This window comes from Dehalogenimonas formicexedens, from assembly GCF_001953175.1.
Taxonomy (GTDB): domain Bacteria; phylum Chloroflexota; class Dehalococcoidia; order Dehalococcoidales; family Dehalococcoidaceae; genus Dehalogenimonas; species Dehalogenimonas formicexedens.
This window is the reverse complement of sequence record NZ_CP018258.1, coordinates 974,496-997,997: the sequence shown is the minus strand read 5'-3', so window position 1 is coordinate 997,997 and position 23,502 is coordinate 974,496. Positions and strand designations below refer to the sequence as shown.

The 23,502-nt window shown below is 54.6% G+C and carries 18 protein-coding genes; 14 read left to right on the top strand and 4 right to left on the bottom strand.

Annotated elements, in window-relative coordinates; translation table 11 throughout:
* The first annotated feature begins 60 nt into the window (after nucleotides 1-60).
* From Dform_RS05280 to Dform_RS05235, 10 genes are all read left to right on the top strand, one after another.
* Nucleotides 61-1,203, top strand: coding sequence for a class II glutamine amidotransferase (locus Dform_RS05280; protein ID WP_076004081.1), 1,143 nt, complete (start codon nucleotides 61-63; stop codon nucleotides 1,201-1,203).
* 1 nt (nucleotide 1,204) lies between these two features.
* Nucleotides 1,205-1,963 (top strand): imidazole glycerol phosphate synthase subunit HisF, encoded by a 759-nt coding sequence (gene hisF, locus Dform_RS05275; RefSeq protein WP_076004080.1) that lies wholly within the window; start codon nucleotides 1,205-1,207, stop codon nucleotides 1,961-1,963.
* 9 nt (nucleotides 1,964-1,972) lie between these two features.
* Nucleotides 1,973-3,478, top strand: coding sequence for a glutamate synthase-related protein (locus Dform_RS05270; protein ID WP_076004079.1), 1,506 nt, complete (start codon nucleotides 1,973-1,975; stop codon nucleotides 3,476-3,478).
* Nucleotide 3,479: 1 nt separating this feature from the next.
* Nucleotides 3,480-4,244, top strand: a complete 765-nt coding sequence (locus tag Dform_RS05265; RefSeq protein ID WP_076004078.1) for a GltB/FmdC/FwdC-like GXGXG domain-containing protein — start codon at nucleotides 3,480-3,482, stop codon at nucleotides 4,242-4,244.
* A gap of 48 nt (nucleotides 4,245-4,292) precedes the next feature.
* The gene (locus tag Dform_RS11710; protein ID WP_076004077.1) at nucleotides 4,293-4,955 is read left to right on the top strand and encodes a response regulator transcription factor; all 663 of its coding nucleotides are present in this window, start codon (nucleotides 4,293-4,295) and stop codon (nucleotides 4,953-4,955) included.
* Nucleotides 4,956-5,208: 253 nt separating this feature from the next.
* Nucleotides 5,209-6,429, top strand: a complete 1,221-nt coding sequence (locus Dform_RS05255) for an ammonium transporter (RefSeq protein ID WP_076005076.1) — start codon at nucleotides 5,209-5,211, stop codon at nucleotides 6,427-6,429.
* A complete protein-coding gene (locus Dform_RS05250) occupies nucleotides 6,430-6,768 on the top strand; it encodes a P-II family nitrogen regulator (RefSeq protein ID WP_076004076.1) in 339 nt (112 codons plus the stop codon).
* Between the two features lie 149 nt (nucleotides 6,769-6,917).
* On the top strand, nucleotides 6,918-8,147 hold the full coding sequence (locus Dform_RS05245; protein ID WP_076004075.1) for an ammonium transporter: 1,230 nt from the start codon (nucleotides 6,918-6,920) through the stop codon (nucleotides 8,145-8,147).
* Nucleotides 8,148-8,486: a P-II family nitrogen regulator gene (locus Dform_RS05240; protein ID WP_076004074.1), complete on the top strand. Its 339-nt coding sequence runs from the start codon at nucleotides 8,148-8,150 to the stop codon at nucleotides 8,484-8,486. It abuts the gene before it with no gap.
* 168 nt (nucleotides 8,487-8,654) lie between these two features.
* A complete protein-coding gene (locus tag Dform_RS05235) occupies nucleotides 8,655-9,485 on the top strand; it encodes a formate/nitrite transporter family protein (RefSeq protein WP_076004073.1) in 831 nt (276 codons plus the stop codon).
* An 11-nt stretch (nucleotides 9,486-9,496) separates the two neighbouring features.
* On the opposite strand, the gene Dform_RS05230 is transcribed toward Dform_RS05235, so the two are convergent.
* On the bottom strand, nucleotides 9,497-12,088 hold the full coding sequence (locus tag Dform_RS05230) for an alpha-mannosidase (RefSeq protein WP_076004072.1): 2,592 nt from the start codon (nucleotides 12,086-12,088) through the stop codon (nucleotides 9,497-9,499).
* 61 nt (nucleotides 12,089-12,149) lie between these two features.
* Nucleotides 12,150-14,204: a bifunctional mannosyl-3-phosphoglycerate synthase/mannosyl-3 phosphoglycerate phosphatase gene (locus tag Dform_RS05225; RefSeq protein WP_076004071.1), complete on the bottom strand. Its 2,055-nt coding sequence runs from the start codon at nucleotides 14,202-14,204 to the stop codon at nucleotides 12,150-12,152.
* Nucleotides 14,205-14,538: 334 nt separating this feature from the next.
* Here Dform_RS05225 and glnA point away from each other — a divergent pair, with 334 nt between their 5' ends.
* The 4 genes from glnA to Dform_RS05205 all read left to right on the top strand — a co-directional run bounded on the left by glnA (nucleotide 14,539) and on the right by Dform_RS05205 (nucleotide 19,729).
* Nucleotides 14,539-15,891 (top strand): type I glutamate--ammonia ligase, encoded by a 1,353-nt coding sequence (glnA, locus tag Dform_RS05220; protein WP_076004070.1) that lies wholly within the window; start codon nucleotides 14,539-14,541, stop codon nucleotides 15,889-15,891.
* Between the two features lie 128 nt (nucleotides 15,892-16,019).
* Entirely contained in the window at nucleotides 16,020-16,925 is a 906-nt protein-coding gene (locus tag Dform_RS05215) for a Hint domain-containing protein (RefSeq protein ID WP_076004069.1), read from the top strand.
* Between the two features lie 49 nt (nucleotides 16,926-16,974).
* Entirely contained in the window at nucleotides 16,975-18,711 is a 1,737-nt protein-coding gene (locus tag Dform_RS05210; protein WP_076004068.1) for an NAD+ synthase, read from the top strand.
* Between the two features lies 1 nt (nucleotide 18,712).
* Entirely contained in the window at nucleotides 18,713-19,729 is a 1,017-nt protein-coding gene (locus Dform_RS05205; protein WP_076004067.1) for a hypothetical protein, read from the top strand.
* Here Dform_RS05205 and Dform_RS11370 read toward each other — a convergent pair.
* Both Dform_RS11370 and typA read right to left on the bottom strand, forming a co-directional pair.
* Entirely contained in the window at nucleotides 19,726-21,564 is a 1,839-nt protein-coding gene (locus tag Dform_RS11370) for a Maf family nucleotide pyrophosphatase (protein WP_076004066.1), read from the bottom strand. The genes Dform_RS05205 and Dform_RS11370 overlap by 4 nt on opposite strands.
* Nucleotides 21,565-21,576: 12 nt before the next feature.
* A complete protein-coding gene (gene typA / locus Dform_RS05195; RefSeq protein ID WP_076004065.1) occupies nucleotides 21,577-23,415 on the bottom strand; it encodes a translational GTPase TypA in 1,839 nt (612 codons plus the stop codon).
* Nucleotides 23,416-23,502 lie beyond the last annotated feature (87 nt).

The following is a 23,502-nucleotide window of genomic DNA, read 5'->3' as shown; positions in this document are numbered from 1 at the left end:
ACCAAGATACAAGAAGCAATACCCAAACAACGCTAACGGCTAAACATCGGAGAAATCAAGATGAAAGATTTAACCAGGATCAGCAATGTATACGGCGACGGCAAGGTCATCGATGCCTGCTGCCTGTTCGGCATGATGGATACCTCCGGCAAATGCTTTTCCGGGCGGGACGTGACGCGAGCCATCGCCAACATGCACGACAGGGGCAACGGGCTGGGTGGCGGTTTTGCCGTGTACGGTCTGTATCCGCAGTACCCCGACTACTACGCCTTCCACATCATGTACGACAGCAAGGAAGGCAAGACCTGCACCGAGGGATTTCTGAATGAGCATTTTAACGTGCACCACTCCGAAGAAGTGCCGACCCGACCGGTAGCGGCTATCAAAAACCCGCCGATGGTGTGGCGCTACTTTCTGGATGCCGACAAATGCCAGCGCGAAGGGAAACTTTCTCCTGACGATTATGTTGTTGCCAGAGTCATGGACATTAATACGGGCATCGACGACGCCTACGTGTTTTCCTCCGGCAAGAACATGGCGGCCTTCAAAGGTGTCGGTTACCCCGAAGAAATTTCTGAGTACTTCTGCCTCGAAAGCTACAACGGTTACCTGTGGACCGCCCACGGCCGTTTCCCGACGAATACCAAGGGCTGGTGGGGAGGAGCGCACCCGTTCAATATCCTGGACTGGACGGTGGTGCACAACGGCGAAATCTCCTCATACGGCATCAACAAGCGCTACCTGGAACAGTTCGGGTATCACTGCACGCTTCAAACCGATACCGAGGTTTTGGCCTATGCCGTCGACCTTCTGGTACGCAAGCACAACCTGCCCATCGAGGTCGTCGCCGAGATTTTTGCCCCGCCGCTATGGGAGGAGATCGAGCGCCGCCCGGCTAAAGAACGGGAGTTGTTGAAAGCTCTGCGGCAGGTATATGCCAGCCTGCTGATGAACGGCCCGTTCACCGTCATCCTTGCCCACGAGGGCGAAATGATCGGCTTGACCGACCGAATCCGTCTCAGACCGCTGACCGTCGGCGAGAAAGGCAGCATGCTGTACCTGTCATCCGAAGAGGCGGCCATCCGACTGGTCTGTCCCGAGCTAGATAAAGCCTGGATACCCATGGGCGGCGAGCCGGTTATCGGTTCGCTCAAGCATCCCATTGGCGCCGACAGGGTTGCCGTAGCCGGGGGAGCGGTCTAAATTGCTTACGCGGCGAATCATCCCCTGCCTGGATGTCACCGGCGGCCGGGTGGTCAAGGGACAGAGTTTCCTTAACCTTCGCGACGCGGGGGATCCGGTGGCGCTGGCAAAATTCTATTACGAGCAGGGGGCTGACGAACTGGCATTTCTGGACATCACCGCCACCGTCGAAAGCCGCAAGACAATGGCCTCCATCATCGCCGAACTTTCAAAATATGTTTTCATGCCCCTGACTGTCGGCGGCGGCATCCGCACCATCGCCGACATGCGGGAAATGCTGCTTTCGGGAGCTGACAAGGTGGCGATCAATACCGCGGCGGTAGCGCGGCCGGAACTCATCACGGAGGGAGCTATCAAATTCGGCAGCCAGTGCATCGTCGTCGCCATTGATGCCAAACGAAGCGGCGAAGGCAAATGGGTTGTCCGCACCCACTCCGCCACCCAGGCCTCTAACCTTGACGCCGTCGAATGGGCCAAGAAAGCGGCGGAAATGGGCGCCGGCGAACTCCTGGTCACCAGTATCGACAGCGACGGACATCAGAAGGGTTATGACAACGATTTGAACCGGGCGATATCGGAATCAGTGTCGATCCCGCTCATCGCCTCAGGAGGCGCCGGGACTCCGGATCACCTGTATGACGCGCTCACCGTCGGTAAAGCCGACGCCGTCCTGGCTGCCAGCATTTTTCACTACGGGACGTACTCGATATCACAAGTCAAAGAATTTCTGGCCCGCAAGGGCGTAGCCATCAGGCGCTAAGGAGCCAATATGAGAACTCTAGTACCCGCTAAGTTCATCGTCGAACGAGACGCCAGCAAGTGCATCAAATGCCAGGTGTGTGTCAACCAGTGCACCTTCGACAGCCATTATTTCGATGCTGAAGAAGACGATGTTAAGACTCGAGCCGGCAAATGCATCGGCTGTCACCGCTGTGTTCTGTTCTGCCCCACCGGCGCGTTGAACGTCCGCCGCAGCCCGCTGGAATACCGCGATAACTACAGCTGGATGCCGGAGTACATCGAAGACATCCAGAAGCAGGCGGAACAGGGCGGCATGATCCTTACCGGCATGGGCAAGGACAAGCCGCAGCGCATCTACTGGGACCACCTGGTCTTGAACGCCTCCCAGGTTACCAACCCGTCCATCGACTCCCTCCGCGAGCCGATGGAGATGACGACTTACCTGGGCAGCAAACCCGACAAGATCGAGATCGACCCGGCGACCGGAGCTTTAAAAACGAAGCTGGCGCCGCAGGTCAAGCTGGATATCCCGGTGATGTTCTCCGCCATGAGCTACGGCGCCGTGTCTCTCAACGTGCAGCACTCCCTGGCACAGGCGGCGGTTCAAGCCGGGACGATGTGGAACACCGGTGAAGGCGGCCTGCACCAGTCGCTGGTCAAATACGGCAACAACACTATCGTCCAGGTGGCCAGCGGCCGCTTCGGCGTTTATTCAGATTATCTCAAAGCCGGCCGGATCGTTGAGATCAAGATCGGCCAGGGCGCCAAACCGGGTATCGGCGGTCACCTGCCGGGTGAAAAGGTTTCAGCAGAGGTGTCGCTCACACGCATGATTCCGCAGGGCACCGACGCCCTGTCCCCGTGCCCGCACCACGATATCTACTCCATCGAAGACCTGTCCCAACTGATTTACGCCCTGAAAGAGGCGACCAATTACACCAAGCCCATCTCGGTCAAGATCGCCGCGGTGCATAACTCGGCGGCCATCGCCTCCGGAATGGTACGGGCTGGAGCTGATATCATCGTCCTCGACGGCATACGGGGCGCAACCGGGGCGGCACCTAAAGCCATCCGTGATAACGTCGGCATCCCGATCGAACTAGCCCTGGCATCAGTCGATACCCGATTGAGAGCGGAAGGCATCCGCAACCAGGCTTCCCTGGTAATTTCCGGCGGCATACGCAATTCCGGCGACGTGGCCAAAGCCATCGCTCTGGGCGCCGACGCGGTCAATATAGGTACCGCCGCCCTGGTCGCCCTGGGGTGCCGGGTCTGCCAGCAGTGCTATACCGGCAAATGCGCCTGGGGCATCTGCACCTCCGATCTCAAGCTCACCAAGCGCATCAATCCGGAGATCGGGGCCAGGAGGCTGGTCAACATGCTGCGCGGTTGGAAGCTCGAGATCGATGACATGCTTGGAGGCATGGGCGTCAATGCTCTCGAAAGTTTGCGTGGCAACAGATTGCACCTTCGTGGCGTAGACCTGAACGAAAAGGAACTCGAGATTCTGGGCGTAAGGATGGCAGGTGAATAAAATGACCGAAAACGTGGCGACCCCCAAAATGGTCAAAATCGACACCGCCGGAATATATTACCGGGATCTCAACGCCAAATTGCGCCAACTGGTGGACGAAGGTGTTGAACACATCGAACTTACCAACGTCTGCGGTCAGCGCTATATCGCCACCGACCTTTCCCGCCCCGTCGATATCAAGATTTACGGCACGCCGGGCAACGACCTGGGCGCCTTCATGAATGGGTCGCGGATCGAGGTATTCGGCAACGCCCAGGACTGCATGGCCAACACCCTCAACGCCGGTGAAGTCATTATCCATGGGCATGCCGGAGACATCTGCGGCATGGCCGCGCGCGGCGGTAAAATCTTCGTCCGGGACTATGTCGGTTACCGCGCCGGCATCCACATGAAGGAGTACCAGGATAAGAAGCCGATGATGGTCGTCGGCGGCACTGGCCAGGACTTCATGGGCGAATATATGGCCGGAGGGGTGCTGGTAGTTCTCGGTCTAGGTCTTAAAGAGGGCGAGACACACAAAGCGAACTTCATCGGCACCGGCATTCACGGCGGCGTCATATATATTTCCGGGGCGTTCGAACCTCATCAGCTGGGCAAAGAGGTTGGCGTCGCCGAATTGGACGATAAAGACCGGAAAATACTGGGCGACCTGGTGAACGAATACTGCGCTCATTTCGACTGCGACGCGGAGGCTATCCTGCGGAAGCCGTTTAAGAAGCTTTATCCCAAGTACCTGCGTCCATACGGCAGACTCTACTCATATTAGTGGTAGAATGAGCCCAGCACCGGATTCTTTTGGTACCCGTTCAATGATTTGTTTAACATACTGATACTAGCCGAAGAAAACGACAAGACCCGTGAGCTCAAAAACCGTCTCTCCCGGGAGGGCTACGTTTGTACCCTTACTCCGCCGGGGAATGAGCCCGAGAAAATCGCGGCGCAGCAGGCACCCCGGTTGGTCGTCCTTGACGTCGGTCCCGACGGCGAGATACCGACTCTGGATACATCCAGCGACGGCAAAGGGCCGATGATAATCGCGGTGGCATTCCGTCCGCGGATGCAGGAACTGGCTACCCGGGATGACATCACCGATTTTGTGCTCAAGCCTTTTGACGTCGATGAACTCCTGACCCGGATCCGCCGCCTGGCGGCGCGGGCTAAGGCAACTCCACCTTCCGATATCATTACCGCCGGTGACCTTATTATCGATACAGCCAGGTGCGAGGTGTCTTTGGGTGGTTCTCCGGTGGAACTGACCTTCCGTGAATATGAGCTACTGAAATTCCTGGCTTCTAATCGCGGCCGGGTTTTTTCCCGTGAGGTGCTGCTGAACAAGGTCTGGGGCTACGAGTACTTTGGCGGCGACAGGACGGTAGATGTCCATGTCAGACGGTTGCGTTCCAAGATCGAGGAGTCCGGACAGATCTATGTGGAAACCGTCAGGAACATCGGTTACCGGTTCAAGAGGGTTATCTAACCCCCCACGCGAGCTTATACCCAGATTTCAAATTACAAATTTTAGTCTCCAGGTTCCTATCACCGACTTTTCATATTTCCCCGGAACACTTCACACGTGAAACACGGTTGAAACATCTCAACCGTGGCATCGCGCAACATCACCCGAAACAAATTGGAAACACAATCTTAACCCCTTCGTAATACCGGTGAAATCAGCGGGTAACGTCCGGCTGTTAGACTGGTATCAGGAAAACGAAAGGGGGAACTCTACCTTGGACACGGGCGATACCGCGTGGCTCCTGGTCTCGACAGCGTTGGTGATGCTGATGACACCGGGGTTAGCCTTATTCTACGGTGGCATGGTCAGGCGCAAGAATCTTATCTCGACGCTAATGATGAGCTTCTCGATCCTTGCGCTGGTGGGCGTGCTGTGGATAGTCTTCGGTTATACTTTAGGATTCGGGCCCGATATCGGCGGATTTATCGGCAACTTCCATTTCTTCGGGATGAACAATGTCGGCGAAGCGCCTTCGGACGTATACGCAACCACAGTTCCGCACCTCATTTTCATGATGTTCCAGGGCATGTTCGCCATCATCACGGTAGCCCTGATCACCGGGGCGGTGGTGGAGCGTATCAAGTTCTCGGCGCTCATGGTCTTCGCGGTTGCCTGGTTGGCACTCATATACGGACCGATCTCGCACTGGGTGTGGGGCGGCGGTTGGCTGGCTCAACTTGGCGTTCTGGATTTTGCCGGCGGAACGGTGGTCCATATCAACGCGGGCGTCTCAGCGTTAGCTCTTGTCCTGTTATTGGGCGCTAGAAAAGGTTTCAAAAAGGAAACCATGGAACCCAACAACATACCCATGGTGCTAATCGGCGCGTCGCTACTGTGGTTCGGCTGGTTCGGTTTCAATGCCGGCAGCGCTTTAGGTTCTAACGGATTGGCTGCGGAAGCCTTTGTTACCACCAACACCGCAGCCGCAATGGCGGCCCTCACCTGGATTCTGCTTTCCTGGCGACAGCGGCGGCCGACCCTGCTCGGTGCCGCGACGGGTGCCGTAGTCGGTTTGGTAGCGATCACCCCGGCTGCAGGCTATGTTACTCCACTTGCTGCCATCGCCATCGGCGCCATCGCCGCCTGCGCTTCCTACTTCGCCATGAACTGGCGCAGCAAGCGTAACTTCGACGATTCGCTGGACGTATTTGCCTGCCACGGCGTGGGAGGTATAGTAGGGGCTCTGGCCACCGGACTTTTCGCGACGGTAGCGGTTAACGCCGCCGGTTTTGACGGATTGTTCCACGGAAATGCCATGCAACTCGGAAAACAGGCTTTGGGCGTCCTGGCCACCGGTGGCTTCGCCCTCATCGGCACCCTGGTGATTGGCAAAATCATCGATAAGACCATGGGACTTCGGGTGACCGAGGTTGAAGAAGTGGTCGGTCTCGATCTATCTCAACACGGCGAACGGGCTTACGGGGGGATCAAATAAATGAAAAAGATAGAAGCTATCATCCGCGAGGAACGTCTTGACGCGGTCAAGAAAGCCCTGGAGGAGATCGGACTTATCGGCATGACGGTGACGGAAGTGTCGGGGCGGGGTCAGCAGAAGGGAATACCGCTCCAGTGGCGGGTCGGGGAATACCGGGTCGACTTTCTTCCCAAGCTCAAAATCGAGATAATCTGCCATGACGACGATTGCAACGCCGCGGTAGACGCTATCATGAAATCTGCTAAAACGGGCAGGATCGGCGACGGCAAGATATTCGTCCTGCCGGTGGAGGCTGCCTACCGGATCAGAACAGCTGAGACCGGCGAGGCGGTTGTTTAGGCGACAAACGTAGTTCGGGTTTTTCAACGGCGAAGGGTTTCGATAAGTACCGAACCCTTCGCCGTTTTTGATTGGTTAAACACGTAATCTTTTGGAAACACATCTAAGCTAGAATTTCCCCGGAATTGTTTCGGGGAGGTGTCCATTCCATGGTCAATGCCGGCGACACGGCCTGGATCCTGATCTCAACTGCCCTGGTTATGCTGATGACGCCGGGAGTAGCGCTTTTCTACGGCGGCATGGTACGGAAAAAGAGCGTTATTTCGACCCTGATGATGAACTTCGCGATGCTCGGCGTCGTAGGACTTCTCTGGGTATTTTACGCCTATTCCCTTTCTTTCGGACCGGATTCTGGCGGATTTATCGGGAGTCTCAAATACGTATTTCTAAACAATGTCGGAGGAGAACCTTCTTCTACCTACGCCACGACGGTTCCGCATCTGGCGTTCATGATGTTCCAGGGGATGTTTGCCATTATCACCGTGGCGCTTATCACCGGGGCGGTTGTTGAGCGAATTAAATTCTCGGCTCTAATGATCTTTGCCGTCGCCTGGCTGACTTTGATCTACGCCCCGGTAGCCCACTGGGTATGGGGTGCCGGTGGCTGGCTGGCGAAACTCGGAGTGCTTGATTTTGCCGGGGGCATAGTTGTTCACGTAAACGCCGGTCTTTCGGCCTTGGCTCTGGTGATCGTTCTGGGGGCCCGCAAGGGTTTCCGGCATGAACCGATGGAGCCTTCATCGATACCGCTGGTCATGCTCGGAGCAGGGTTACTGTGGTTCGGCTGGTTCGGCTTTAACGCCGGGTCGGCGCTCGGTTCCAACTCGCTGGCGGCTTCCGCCCTGGTCGCTACCAATTCCGCTGGCGCGGCCGCGGCTACGACCTGGATGCTGCTGGCCTGGAACCAGCGGCGGCCGACACTGCTCGGAATCGCCACTGGCGCGGTGGCGGGCCTTGCCGCGGTGACCCCGGGAGCCGGCTTCATTCCCCCGATTTACGGCGTCCTGGTCGGTATCGTAGCCGCGGTCATTTGCTACTACGCCATGATCGCCAAGATGAAAATGGGGATCGATGATTCTCTGGATGTTATGGCCGTTCATGGTGTTGGAGGAATTATCGGAGTACTGGCTGTTGGTATATTTGCCTCGATTGCGGTGAACCCAGTCGGGGCAAATGGTCTGCTTTTCGGCGGCGGATTGACGCTTCTCGGGAAGCAGCTGCTTGGGATACTGAGCGTCGGAGGATTCGCTTTCGGCGGTACCTGGATCATCGCCAAAGTCATCGACACAACATTCGGATTGAGAGTAAAAGAAATGGAAGAAGTGGTCGGTCTTGACCTGTCCCAGCACGGTGAACGCGCTTTCGGAGGCATCAGGTAGATGAAAAAGATCGAAGCGGTTATCCGCGAAGAGCGGCTGGACGCGGTAAAAAAAGCGCTTGAGGAGCACGGCATTCACGGCATGACGGTCACCGAGGTGTCCGGTCGCGGTCAACAAAAAGGCATCTCGCTGCAGTGGCGGGTTGGTGAATACCGGGTCGATTTCCTGCCGAAACTAAAAATCGAAATTGTATGCCATGACGACGATTGCGATATCGCCGTCGATTCCATCATGAAGGCGGCGAAAACGGGTAGGATCGGCGACGGCAAGATTTTTGTAATGCCGGTTGAAGCAGCCTTCCGGATACGCACCGGAGAAACCGGGGAAAGCGTCGTCTAAGCAACGCCAATCTATAAGACCGCTTCAAAATTCATATCAGGCATCAAAACATCGACAATCCCTCTCCAATCCAGGAGAGGGATTTGTTTATGATGTCACGGCTTCGCGCGGTTTTAACGGGAAAGATATTCTTACTGATATACTCAAAATCAGGATCGGTAACAAACAATGAGTAAAAATCCACCTGATGAATTGGGATTAAGGCAATCCGAGGCGAAAGAGATCGTCAAGCGGACAGCCATAGGCGCGGTTGTCGTTCACGAAGCGGTGAGGCAGGAAGGGGAAGACGAGATTTGCCGTCACCCCGCGGCGTTAATGTGGTCGGGGCTGGCGGCAGGGTTATCCATGGGATTTTCATTTCTTGGCGTCGCGCTTTTGGACGCATTCTTACCGACCGGCGCCGCCTGGAAGTCGCTGGTAACAAGCGCCGGGTACTCACTGGGTTTTATCATTGTGATACTCGGCAGGCAACAGTTGTTTACCGAAAATACGCTTACAGCGGTTCTTCCTCTTTTACAAAAATGGAGCAATGAGACTTTGGGCCTGGTAGCAAGGTTGTGGGGAATCGTCCTTGTCGCCAATCTCGTAGGGGTTCTTATCTTCACTCTTGTAATTGCACACACGGGGGTAATGGGTCCGGAAGTTAAAACCTCACTGGCTAACACAGCTCAGGCAGCGCTGTTACCTGATTTCTGGACGATGGTGCTTAAGGGGATCTTCGCGGGATGGATCATCGCCCTGATGGTCTGGATGCTGCCGGGCGCCGAGTCAGCCAGGGTGGGCATCATTTTCATAATGACGTATCTGGTGAGCCTCGGAGGATTTCCTCATATAATTGCGGGATCCGCCGACGCCCTGTATGCCACCATGATAAATACCATCTCTGTCTCATCATACTTCTCGGATTACATGGCCCCAGCGCTTATCGGCAACGTGCTGGGTGGCGTTATTCTAGTAGCCGTGATCAACCACCTTCAGGCGATCACCGGGCGGACCTGACTCTCTCACTATCAAAAGCCAACCCTGATACTGATGATCTCAAAAGGTTTGAAGGGTAATCTGATAACCCCGGAATCCAACGGCAGATCTCCCTCATCTTCCTCAAGGAGATTCACCAGTTTGGCAGAAACCGGATGACGCAACCGGTCGAAATCCGCTCCTTTTTCCTTGCTTAAGACCGGTTTGAAAAATTGAATTTCAGCCTCGGTGGCTTCACCCCTGGCCTCGTAAAGGCGAAGAATTATGCCCTTGCCGTCTTCGGCCCGTTTACAGGCGGCGACAATGATGTTCGGGGCGCTCACCTGGATGAAAGAAAAGCCCTGGGGCAGGTGTTTCCGGCGGATCCGCGTGGGGGATATCTGAAAAGCCTGGAGTCCGCTGTTGACCTCATAGCCGTGCAGGAACGAACTGGCCTCTTTCCAGGTGCCTGAGTGAGGGTACAGTGAGTACTCAAAGGTGTGTTTCTTGAATTCCTGGGCGTCGGGTGTGGGGACTGCTGGGCCGGTGACGCCGTCTGCGGAGAGCATCATGATGCTACGGAACAGCGTCAGATAGATGGTGCCCCCCTGGATCTGATGGGCGGGTAAGCCCTGATTGATAAGGGTTATCCCTCGCTGGTCGTCGGAATAATCGATCCAGTTGAGCGATGGGAATACGCCGCATGGTTTTTCGACCCAGTCCCCCTCCACCGGCTTTGCCCCCTGGTCGACCGGGCGGCTGACGGCGCCGAACTGGATTTCCGAAGAGTACTCGGGAGACTTGATATCGGTGGCGAACTTGAGCCTAAGCCTGATTTGAGGGTGCCGGTTATCGACTTTAGTGACGCAATCTATTCGAGGGATGTCGTGATAAATGGTAATGGTCTTGGATACCGAGAGATAACTGTGACGCCACATCACGGTGCGGAGCTTTTCCTGCATCCGGTAAGGCCAGATCAACGAGTAATAATCACTCTCCAGGCGGATTATCCGGCGCAGAGGCGTCTTCAAAATCTCGAAATGTTTCAGCCGGAATTTGCCGAAGGTCAAGCCGGCTTCGCTCTCGGTGCGATATTCCCCGGTGAAATTCTGGCGGTGATAATACAGGTCGCCGGTCTCCTCCTCGATGGTAAGTTCGTTGCCTTTAAGAAGATGCTTGCCATCGACAAATATGTCGAGGAGCCCACTGCTAGGATCGATTTCGAGGCGAAAAAACTTGTTCTGAACGCTGTTGCTGGTTGTCTTGATGCGCCGGCCGTCAACCGAAGGACGGTAGGGGACGCTGTATCTCAGCAACTTGTAAGTCCGGAACCCGAAAGAGGGTACCACCGCCACGAAACCGATTTTCACGGTGTGAAAGGAATCATCCGAGTAACGCGTAGCTTCCAGGACTTCCACGGCGATCTCCTGGCCGTTGCTTTCCAGTCCGCCCAAACGCTTGATCTTACCCGGATCAAAGCCGAGTTCAACCTCGACCCAGTTTTTCACCTCCCAGGAAAGCGGATTGAGAACTATAACATCATTGGCGGTGATCAGGTTTTCCTGGATCAGATCCACAAAATTGGACATCATCTGAGACAGATGACTTTGCAGGTACTCGAAGTTGTGCCGGACTTCTTCATATCCCTCGTCCATACCGGTGCCGGGAACCACGTCATGGAAGGCGCCGAGAAGGATTTTCTGCCAATTGTCGTAGAACTCATCCGAAGGATAAGGCATACCGAGAAGCCACCCCATGGTCAGCCATTTCTCACAAGCCAGGATCAGGTGCTCGTAATGCCTGAGGTTTTGTTTCAGCCAGATCCGGGACGAAGAACAATTGGGGAAAACCATTGAATAGCGGCCGGAATAGAGTTCCCCAGAGCGGGTTTCCAGTTCCGGGTTCGATTGCTCAAGGGCTTTAAAGAAATCCTCCGATTTTGACACGACGATTCGGGCTTCCTTGTGGCTGCGGTTCCAGGCGCGGACCACATGAACGGTCTCGGGCTGGGGGGGAACCGAGCCACTTCCGGCGGGCATGAGGATATTCTGGGTGGAGGCGGCGGTTTTAAGAATTTCAAAGCTTTCGTCCAGCTTGTCCAGGTATAAGCCGGCGCGGTATCCCAGAGGCATCCAGTGGGCCAGGATGCGGCTGCCGTCCAGCCCCTGCCACCAGAACTCTGACGGCGAAGCCTTGTCTGCTCCCCTCCGGAAGGCGAAGTACCGGTAGCCGGATTTAACGTAGATTTGGGGCATCTGGGCGTTATAGCCGAAACTGTCGGCGCCCCAGGCTACCGGGGCTTTAACGCCGAATTTATCGCGGATATAACTTTTGCCAGTCAAGATCTGCCGCACCAGGGTTTCGCCTAGCGGCATCATGGTATCCGGCATGAGATGCTCGCCGCTGGCTATCTCTATTTGACCGTTTTGAACGAAATGTTTGATATCCTCGAACAGGCTGGGACTGCGCCGCTCTATCTCTTCAATCAGGGCCGTCTGTTCGATCAAAAAACGGTAGCCCGGATCCGACATCAGTTCGATCGCCGGTTTCAGGATCTTCTCGATATTGATAAAAAAATAGTCTTCCTTGTTGAAAGCCCATACCGCGTCGTAGTGACTGTGAGGGATCAGATAGATGGTATGCAACTTATCGGCCTCCTAACTCAGATCCAGGTGTTTTTCCGGCAGGAACTTGAGGAGGAAATGATCACAAAGATGCAAGGGCGTTGTTCCACCCTTCGGGACCGACGCCTCTGGCAAAGTTTAACGAGGGAAGTTTAAACTTGGCCCAGCGCAATTCCCTATTCTGGACAAGGATAGGCCGGTCTACGGCGGCTAACATCTTGGCGTCGTTTTCCGAATCGCCGATCCCAACTGTGTAAACCTGTCCCCTGTTGAGCTTGTATAATTCGGTCAAAACCTTGACCGCTTTACCTTTATCATTACCTCCGGTGATGGTATAAAACCTGCCGCCGAATGCGTACGAAAGGCCTGATTTTTTTACTTCGTTAAGCAGGTATTCCACTGCCTGCCTGCTGCCATGGATCTTTAGGGTTTCAGAATACTCGCGCTGCTTGGCCGCGGCAGCGGCTTTGAGGCCGAGACCAGTCTCCCGGGCAACGTCTTCGACCGAAATATCCCCGAACGCCCTCACCGAAAGACTGCCTGCCCAGACGTTATCCAAAAGCTTTGCCCGAACCGTCTCAAGTATGGCAGCTAACTTGAGTTTCAACACCTCGTAACCCATGCCTAATTCGATGCCCTGATAATCGTTGGCAATCCGGTCGTACGAGAAAGGCAGGTGAAAGTAGTCTTTTGGGATAAAAATGGCTGAACCGTTTTCGACGATGAACGGATCATTGATGCTGAGTTCCTGCCTTAATTCGATCTGTTCAGCGCGGGTCTTGGAAGAACAAAAAACGATGGGAATGTTCAGCGATTGCAATCTCCTGAGGGAATCCAGGGCTGGGGCATAAGTGTAGGTTGAGGGGTGTAATAATGTGCCGTCCAGATCTGTAAAGACAACCTTCTGGGCGGGTCCGATGACTCTGGACTGGGTAATCGGCGACGGCGAGCCTTCAGGTACAAATAATTTTGACATTTCTGCAGCCAGGCTGGCTGAGAACTTGGGCATATCAAGCTTCTGTGGCGGAGGCATGAGCCTGACCTTCGGGGGTTCTTCACCATGCTTTATGCACCCGACTTCCGTCAATTCCCGTAAAATGGCTTCTTTGGTTTTATCCTGGCACAGAGGGCTGTGGTATATGACCGAAAGACTGGGCATCATCATTTCAAGCACGACATGCTCATCGCCTTTATCGGCATGAAGATGCGGATTGACGGTCTCTGTCTGGTACACTTCCAGACCTTTTTCGGAGACGTCTTTATTTGCCACGGGCAGGATTCCGGTAAACTGTTCCAGAATGGAAATTATCTCCTGGGTCTCCACAGCGTAACCGGTGCCGTAAGTCAAGCGCTCCGCAAGAGCCAGACTCATGGCGTGTTCGCCGGCATTCCCGGTTTTGATCACCTCGGTCTCAAACTTTCCCATGGCAGAGAGAAGGTTATTAAGGTGTTTATTGGTGATTTCCGAAACACGGCCCCATTTCTTGAAATAGAGTTCCCCCATGATCTTGGGTTTGTACCGCCACTGAATGCGTGCCATGGAAAACGGTGTCTTTGACAGACTGAAAGCTGCCGCGTAGTGCTTGACGTACTCGAGGGCGGCGCCCGGAATATAATTGTCGGTATCGATGAATCCCACATATTCTTTCGCTAGCAACTTGGCGAGAATGATGCCGAGGATCATCCCTTCGCTCTTACCATTACGGATCAACTTGTCATTACCAACAATTTCAGGATAACCTGCGTCTAGCAATGCTTTGGCGACAGCTGGGTCTTTTTGGTGGACGATCATCGCCTGTCTCCGGGTACTCTGACAAAAACGACCCAGTATGTCTCTTTCGGCCCTAAAGGTATCGACTCCTTCCCTCTGGCTATTGGATAGCACGATGATAAAACATTCGTGAGGTATCGCCGACAGGACACCTTCAAACACTTTGAGATCTTCGTCTTTCACCGGAAGGACGATGGCTAATTTCTTTTCGATTTCGTCGATGGCTTCCCGTTCGATCTTTTGAACGTCGGCGGCTTCGTTGAGCTGGGGATTTTTAGGGCCCGAGTCCAACTCAAGCACGCGCCTGACGCCAAAAACAGTAACGGAACCAAGATGCTCAGCCTGACGGGTTCTCTCTAAACGCATAGCAGCCTCCCTTTCTGAAAAAGACATTTATCAACACAAGACGCTTACGGGATCGGGCGCCTTGCACTTAATACGGGGCTAATGAAGATTGTCCGCGAGAACGCCTTATTATACCACTTAAAAGGGGTGATATAGGTAGAAGTGGGAAACAGGGGAACTATACATTAGTACGGGCATCGGTTCAGGATTAACCCCGCTTTCCAAATGATGATTCGATTCCCCAAAATGATAGATTGCTTAACATTCTCATAAAACCCTTCTTTACGCGGCTTTCCGTTTTCTTTCAACCTTTGGTGTTGTTATAATCGGACTGAATTCTTCCGTGAGGTGAAATATGGCAAAGACACGTTCAGAATCGGTTGAATACGTATTGAAGAAAGTCAAAGATGATAAGGTCAAATTTATCCGGCTGTGGTTTACCGACATCCTCGGCCAGTTGAAAAGCTTCGCGATAACGGTTGAGGAGCTTGAAGGCGCCCTCGAAGAAGGCATGGGCTTCGACGGGTCGTCGATCGAGGGTTACGCCCGGATCGACGAGAGCGACATGGTTGCCCTACCGGACCCCGACACCTACAAGACCCTGCCGTGGCGCCCCAAGGATGAAGCCGCGGTAGCCAGGATGTTCTGCGACATCAAGAAGCCCGGAGGCGAACAGTTCGAAGGCGATCCGCGTTACGTCCTGAAAAGGATGCTCAAAAAGGCCGCCGAGGCTGGATACATCTACTATGTCGGGCCCGAACTGGAATATTTTTATTTCAAAGACGAAAACAAGGACCAGAAGAGCACCGGATTCCTGGACCAGGGCGGGTATTTCGATCTTACGCCTCTCGATGTCGCGACCGATCTCCGCCGGCAGACCGTTTTAACATTGGAGAAAATGGGCATCCCTGTCGAGTATTCGCACCACGAGGTAGCCCCATCGCAGCATGAGATCGACATCCAATACACCGATGCGCTGACTATGGCTGACAACGTCATGACATACAAACTCGTGGTAAAAGAGATCGCGCGGCAGAACGGCGTCTACGCATCCTTCATGCCCAAGCCGGTGTTCGGCGTCAACGGTTCGGGGATGCACTGCCACCAGTCTCTTTTCAAAGGCGACAATAATTCGTTCTTCGACAAGAATGATCCTTATCATCTCTCGGACACGGCGCGCTATTTTATTGCCGGCATCCTGAAATACGCGCCCGAATTTTGCGCCATTTCAAACCAGTGGGTTAATTCCTACAAGCGTCTCGTGCCTGGATATGAAGCCCCCGTTTATCTTTCCTGGGCACGGCGAAACCGGTCGGATTTAGTCAGGGTGCCGGAGTACCGGCCCGGCAAAGAAACCTCGACGCGAATAGAACTCCGGTCGCCGGACCCTGCTTGCAACCCTTACCTGGCCTTTGCGGTGATGCTGGCGGCGGGACTTGAGGGGGTCGAAAAGAAATTGCCGCCTCCTGCCCCCATCGAGGAGAACGTCTATGAAATGAGCGAGGAAGAGCGGCGTCAGAAAGGCATCGAAACTCTGCCCGGCAGCCTTGACGAAGCCATCAGGCTGTTCGAAAATAGCGAGCTGATGCGGAACACACTTGGAGAGCACGTCTTCAACGCGTTCATCGAAAACAAGAAGATCGAATGGAACCGGTACCGCATCCAGGTTACCGACTGGGAACGCGAAAGATATCTACCCATCCTGTAGAACTCCAAATAGCGCTTGAAGATGGGGGGGCCGATCAGATCCCCCATCTCGTTTTCAGGGCTATCCTTACCCGGGGATATTGCGTTAGAAGAGTCTGAGGATATAATGGTAGTGGTGGGGAGGTTGTTTTGTTAAAGAAAACGCTCCTGGTTGCGATACTGATTGCCTCGATCTCACTTGGCTTTTCCTGCGGCGATTCGGCTCCAACGACGACCTCCAATGCACTTTTAAGCTCTTATGACCTGAGATACAGGGTAATTGATGCCTATCCCAATTATTTCTGGTGCGATCCGGATTTTTATCCGATCGGGAGTCCCGGCGGCGAATTGGCCAATGCGCTGGCTCAATTCGATGCCATAAAGGGCGATGACCAGGAATTCTCCTCGATCATCAACCGGATCGGCCTTGACCGGAAGTCCGATTATACTCCTGAAGAAAAACTGCTCGTCTACCGCCAGCATAAACTCCTCACCGATGTAATGCTTGATTTTGAGTCAACAAACAACGGTTTTATCTTTGTGATACGAGTTGGTGAAAGCCAGGGGCAAAAGATAACCGGCACTATTTCCAACACCGGGAAAATTTCCGTCACCAAAACGGAAACCAGTTTCAATACCTGCCCCATATGCCTTTCCAAGGGCACGCTGATCGACACGCCGTATGGCGCCGTTGCGGTTGAACAACTCACACCCGGCGATTTGATCTGGACTCTCGGAGAGAATGGTGAAAAAGTGGCGTCGCCCATAATCAAGACGAAAGCGACACCGGCCCCCTCGAGTTTTGAGTTGCTCAGGATAACCCTGGCGGACGGCCGTTCGGTGACCGCCTCTCCAGGGCATCCGGCAGTTGATGGCAGGCTGCTGGGGAATCTCCAACCGGAAGATCTGCTCGATGGATCGGGGGTCGTCTCTATCCAGCGAGTCGGTTACGAAGGCCGGACGTATGATATTTTACCTGCGGGAACATCGGGAGCCTACTGGGCTAACGGCATCTTGCTTGGAAGCACCATCGTCGATCCGGATTGCGGCTGCTGAAGCCGGCGATTCTTGACAAGCGCATATCAGGCACATACGATAGCTGTATATGAAACAGCTTCGTATCGCCCTGGCGCAGATCAATTCGACAGTCGGGGATTTCAAAGGCAATGTCCGGCTAATCACCGAAAACATATTAAAAGCCAGAGCGGCAGGCGCCGACCTCGTCGCCTTCCCTGAACTCGCGATTCCGGGGTATCCTCCTGAAGATTTATTATTAAAATCCAGCTTTATAGACGCAAACCTGAGGGCGCTCGAAGAAATCGTCACAGCCTCAAAGGGAATTAGCGTTGTCATAGGCTTCGTCGATAGAAAAGAAGAACTCTACAACGCTACCGCCATCATACACGAAGGCAAGTTAGCATCCATTTACCATAAAATATATCTTCCCAATTATGGCGTCTTCGATGAAAAAAGGTATTTTCACCCTGGCTCCAGTTGCCCGATCTATGAAATATCGGGCGTCAACGTTGGTATCAGCGTGTGTGAAGACATCTGGTATGACACCGGTCCCGCCACCGTTCAAGCCAGTGGCGGGGCTGAGGTCATTCTGAATATTTCCGCCTCTCCTTACCACCACGGAAAGCATCATTTCAGGGAAAGAATGCTCGGCGCCCGCGCTACCGATAATGTCGCTATCGTGGCATTCTGCAATCTGGTCGGCGGGCAGGATGAACTCGTTTTCGATGGCGGCAGCGTCATATTCGATGAGCAAGGCAACCTGATCGCCAGGGCCAGACAGTTCGAAGAGGAATTGCTTATTGCCGATCTTGATGTCGAAAGCGTTTTTCACAGCAGGCTGCAGGATCCAAGGTGGCGCAAGGAAGGACAGCAACTGGAATGCGACTGCCCGACCGACCGGATCATGGTCAGCGCTCCCCGCCAGGATTCCCCTCGCGCCATGCTGCCGAAACAGATCACGCCTCTGCTCGAATCTGACTCGGAAGTCTATAAAGCCCTGGTTTTAGGGACACGCGATTATATTTTGAAAAACGGATTTGGAGGGGTGATCATTGGTCTTTCGGGCGGGGTGGATTCTTCCCTGGTCGCCGCCGTAGCGGTAGATGCTCTCGGGCCGAAGTCGGTCCACGGACTCATCATGCCGTCGCGTTTTTCAGCGCCGTTGAGCGCGGACTACGCGGCAAAGCTGGCGACCAACCTGGGGATCAAGACATTCACCGTGCCGATCGAAAAAGCCTATACGGCCTACCTGGACAGCCTCTCCGAGGTCTTCCGCGATACGAAACCCGATGTAACCGAGGAAAACATCCAGGCCCGAATCAGGGGCACGCTGCTCATGGCCCTTTCCAACAAATTTGGGTGGATGGTGCTGAACACGGGCAACAAAAGCGAAGTGGCGACCGGCTATACCACTCTGTACGGGGACATGGCCGGGGGCTATGCGGTGATCAAGGACGTGCCGAAAACCCTCGTGTACCGTTTGTGCAGGTACCGGAACAACCAGGCCGGTTTCGACCTAATACCCGATGCCGTGATAAACAGGGTGCCTTCGGCGGAACTGCGCCCGGGTCAAAAGGACACCGATACTCTGCCTGAGTATGAAGTTCTCGATCCCATTCTCCTGGCTTACGTGGAAGAAGATAAAGGGGTCGAACAGATTATTGCCCAGGGCTATGAGCCAGAACTGGTCGTGAAAGTCGCGCGCCTGGTTGATGTCAGCGAATACAAGCGGCGGCAAGCGCCTCCCGGCATAAAGATTACGCCCAAAGCCTTCGGCCGCGACCGGCGGGAACCGATCACCAGCAAATTCCGCGAAGGAGGGTAACATGCCCACCTGGAGAGACCTCGTTCGGGGTGATCCAGTCACCTGGCTCCTTGAGCCGGACGATGCCAATCCGGCCGTTCGCTACCTGGCTTTACGCGACATTATCGGTCTGCCGGAAGAGTCTACGGAACTAGCCGCCGCAAAATCAATGATTTTTTCGACGGGAACGATTCCCAAGATCCTCGCAGCCCAAAACCCGAAAGGATATTGGGTGAAGCCGGGGGGCGGCTACAATCCGAAATATAGCGGCACGGTCTGGTCTTTGACGTTGCTGGCGCAGATGGGAGCTGATATATCTGACCCCAGAGTAAAAACTGCGGCCGAGTATGTGCTGAAAAATACCATTTCGCCGGTTGGGTGGTTCAGTTACAATGGCACGCCTTCCGGTGTTATCCATTGCCACGCCGGATATCTCGGGGAAGCTATGGTCGGTTTGGGATTCGGTGACGACCCAAGAGTGAACATCGCCATCGAAATGCAAGCGAAATTGGTTACGGGCGAAGGCGTTGCCGAGATGGGTAGCCAGGAACCGCTCAGGTTCTATCACTACACGTCCGGGCCAAACTTTATCTGCGGTAAACTGCCCTGCGCCTGGGGCGCGGTCAAGGCGATGAAAGCGATATCCAGTATGCCCGAGCTCCAACGCACCCCGATAATGAAATCAGCCCTTGAATATGGTAAGAAGTTGTTTTTCAACGCCGACCTTACCGTATGTAAATTTTCCAACCTTAATAAAGGCAAACCGAGCGGCAACTGGTTCAAGTTCGGTTTTCCAAATTATTACATCGGTGATGTGCTCGAAGTGCTCGAGGTGATGTCACGAATTGGGGAAGGACAAGACCCGCGGCTGGAGAAAGCCTGGTCGTTGGTGTTGGAGAAGCAGGATGTAAAAGGCCGATGGCCGATGGAATATTCCTATAATGGCAAGATGTGGGACGATATTGAGATTAAAAACGAACCAAGCAAATGGGTGACATTGCGGGCGCTACGGGCGCTGAAATCCGCTTTCCCGGATTAGCCGCACTGCCACTTGTGGCAATCGGCGCAATCCCCGGGCGGACGCCAGTTCGTTGAGATTTTGGGATGAACGCCGATTTTTAGCAGCAGATCCAGCATCAGGCACACAGGCAAACCGACGACGTTCAAATAGCAGCCTTTGATCCTGGCGACGGGCTGGAATAATTTATCCTGGATGCCATAAGCCCCGGCCTTGTCGAGCGGACTGCCACTCTTGACATAATCCTCAATTTCCAGATCGGTGAGGTTACGTATCGTGACTTGGGTACTGCGGAAGTCAGCAAAGGTTTCTTTGGTCGCCGCGTCCGTGACGGCGACGGCGGTGACGACCCGGTGTGTCTTATCGCGCAACTGCTTCAACATCTCGACAGCCTCGGCGGATGAAGCCGGCTTGCCGAGCATTTCCTCACCCAGAACGACTACAGTGTCAGCGGAGATGACGGTGCCGGAGGAGCGACCGGCGGCAACAGCCACGGCCTTAGCCCTGGCGTGCGACGCCGCCTGCTCTTCCGGGGACAGTCCTTCAGCCGGGGTTTCGTCGAAATTGGACGCCACGATTTCGAATTTCAGACCCATGGAAGCCAGAATCTCCGAACGTCGGGGAGATGTAGAAGCCAGAACTATCCGCTGTTTTTCGATAAAGGCGTTTTCTTTTTCGGGGTCGAAACGCAGTAAAGCCACCGATTCCACGTGGTAGGTTTGCGGGAAAAGATCCACCGGGGTGACATCCTGAATCTCGTAGGGTCCGTGGGCCAATACCCGCAGGTCTCTGGCCATCGTCTCCGGGTTGCAGGAAACATACACCAGTTTTTTCGAGGGATAAAAATTCAGGGTTTTGAGGGCCGCCGGATGGCAGCCGACACGCGAAGGATCGATGATCGTTGCGTCAGCGAGGCGGCCGAGGTGGGGTAAAACTGTTTCAGTCCGCGCTTCGATCAGTTCCACATTAGGAATCTCGCGAACGTTAATCCTTGCGTCCTTGATGGCGGCTCCGGATTCTTCGATAGCGATAACCTTATTCGCATAAGGAGCCAACATTACCGAAAAAGTGCCGACCCCGGCGTAGGCATCGATGATGGTTTCGTCCCCGTTAAGGGTTAACCGTTGCCGAATGATTTCCGCGAGTCGTTCAGCCTGCGGGGTGTTGACCTGGAAAAAAGATGGCGACGAGATACGGAATTTTCGCCCGGCCATGATCTCGTGATAATGCACCTGACCGGTAATGACCGTCACTTCGGGGTTTTTGAATTGGGGCTGGATCAGATATTCATCCGTGTTTATGCCGTAGCGGATTGAAAATTGGGTAGTTTCTCCGCACCGCCCGTTCAGGGCGGCGAGCAGGCTATTAACGCCTTCGGCCATGATGGGGCAGCGGTCGACGGCCACAAACTGGTGTGTTACCCTGTTGATGAATCCAAAGGAATTAAGACGGCGGCGGATCGAAAGACGGGCGTGGTTGCGATAACCGAATTCCGATGGGGAAGGAACAACTTCGCGAACCAAAGAACCGTCGAGGCCTTCGGACTCCAGCGCCCGTTTGACCAAGCCGCGCTTGAGTTCCAGCTGGTGGCTATATTCAACGTGCTGCCACTGGCAGCCGGAGCACTCTCCGAAGCGGGGACAGACAGGCTCGCGCCGATGGACAGAAGCTACGATCGCTTTAGTGACTATGGCATCAGCGGCGCCCGGAGTGTTGCGAATGACCCTCGCTTCCACAGTTTCTCCGGGGATGCCGCCGAAGATGTTGATGGTTCGACCTTCATATTCGGCGACGGTCTCGCCGAACTCACCGAGGCCGGTGAGCCTGACGATGATTAATGCGCTAGTTTCGTTCATCGTGCCGGGCGGCTACTCGTCCGATTCTTCACCGGGTCCCGCGCGCTCAGCGCGCTTGCGGTCATGGGCGGAGAGCATCTTTTTCCGAAGACGGATATTCTTGGGCGTTACTTCAACAAGTTCATCGCCTTCAATGAAATCAAGCGATTCTTCAAGGGACATTTTAACCGGAGTGGTCAGCTTGATAGCGATATCGGAGGTCGATGACCGGATGTTAGTCATCTTCTTTTCCTTGCAAACGTTGACCACCAGATCCGAACCGCGAGCGTGCAGGCCGACGACCATGCCCTCGTAGACTTCGGTCATCGGATCGATGAAAGTTAGTCCCCGTCCCTGGGCGTTGTTCAAGCCGTAGGTCACGGCGGTGCCGGCTTGAGCGGCAATCAAAACGCCTGACCGGGTGGTGCCGATTTCTCCCTGCCAAGGCTCATAACCCAAAAAGAGGGTGTTCATTACGCCGCGGCCGCGGGTGGTGGTCAGAAAAGCACTCCTGAAACCGATCAAGCCGCGGGTGGGAATATGGTATTCCATCCTGACATTGCCCATGTCGTCATGGTGCATGTTGGTCATACGACCTTTGCGCTTGGCCAGCATCTCCGTGAGGTCTCCAATGCAATCATCGACCGTATCGACGATCAGCGCTTCCATGGGCTCCATCACCTTGCCATCGATAACCTTGGTGATCGCTTCCGGCTTGGAAAGTTCGAGTTCATATCCCTCGCGGCGCATCGTCTCAATCAGGATCGAAAGGTGAAGTTCGCCGCGCCCTGAAACCAGGAAGACATCCGGTGAATCGGTGTCCTCGACCCGCAGGCTGATGTTGGTCTCCAATTCGCGGTAAAGCCGCGCCCTGAGCTGGCGGGAGGTGCAGTATTTGCCTTCCCGTCCGCCGAACGGCGAGGTGTTGACGCCGAAGGTCATTTTGACGGTGGGTTCACCGATGGTAATTCCCGGGAGCGCTTCCGGTTGGTCCGGACTGGCGATGGTGTCGCCGATATTGACCTCTTCCATTCCGGTTACCGCCACAATATCACCGGCTCCGGCTTTATCGACCTCCTGCCTGGCCAAACCCATGTGAGTAAAGACTTCGCTGATATTGTAACGGTGCTGCTCGCCGTTTTTATCGATGACGACCACGGGATCGCGCGGCGAGATGGAGCCGCGCCGAATCCGGCCGATGGCGATGCGGCCTTTGTGCGTCGAATAATCGAGGTTGGAGACCAGCAGTTGAAGGTAGCCCTCTTCGATCTCCGGAGGCGGCACATTATTGATGATCGCCTCGAATAAAGGCACCATGTCGGTGCCCATAACATCAGGGTCGGTGGTTGCAAAGCCCGCCCGGGAACTGGAGTAGATCACAGGGTAGTCCAACTGCGAGTCCTCCGTGGCGAGTTCCAGAAACAGGTCCTGGGTCATGGAAAGCACTTCTTTGATACGGCGCGTCGGCCGATCCATCTTGGTAATGACGACGATGGGTTTAAGTTTCTTTTCCATAGCCTGTTTGAGCACGAACCGGGTCTGGGGCATCGGACCGTCCGTCGAGTCAATAAGCAACAGACAGCCTTCAGCCATGTTCAACACCCGCTCGACCTCGCCGGAGAAGTCGGCATGGCCGGGCGTGTCGATGATGTTGATCTTGTGGCCGCGGAACTCAACCGCGGTGTTCTTGGCCAGAATGGTGATGCCCTTTTCTCTTTCCAGGGCGTTCCGGTCCAGGATTAGTTCGCCTACTTCCTGGTTCTCCCGGAAGACATGGCTCTGCTTCAGCAGGACGTCCACCAGGCTGGTCTTGCCATGGTCGACGTGGGCGATGATGGCTATATTACGGATGTCATCTCGATATTGGGGCACAAAAATCTCCTTACATAGCGGGCAGGTCGAAAAACTTGGGGGAAAAACAAAATCGACGTCTGATTCAGACGTCTAGTCGGAAGCGGC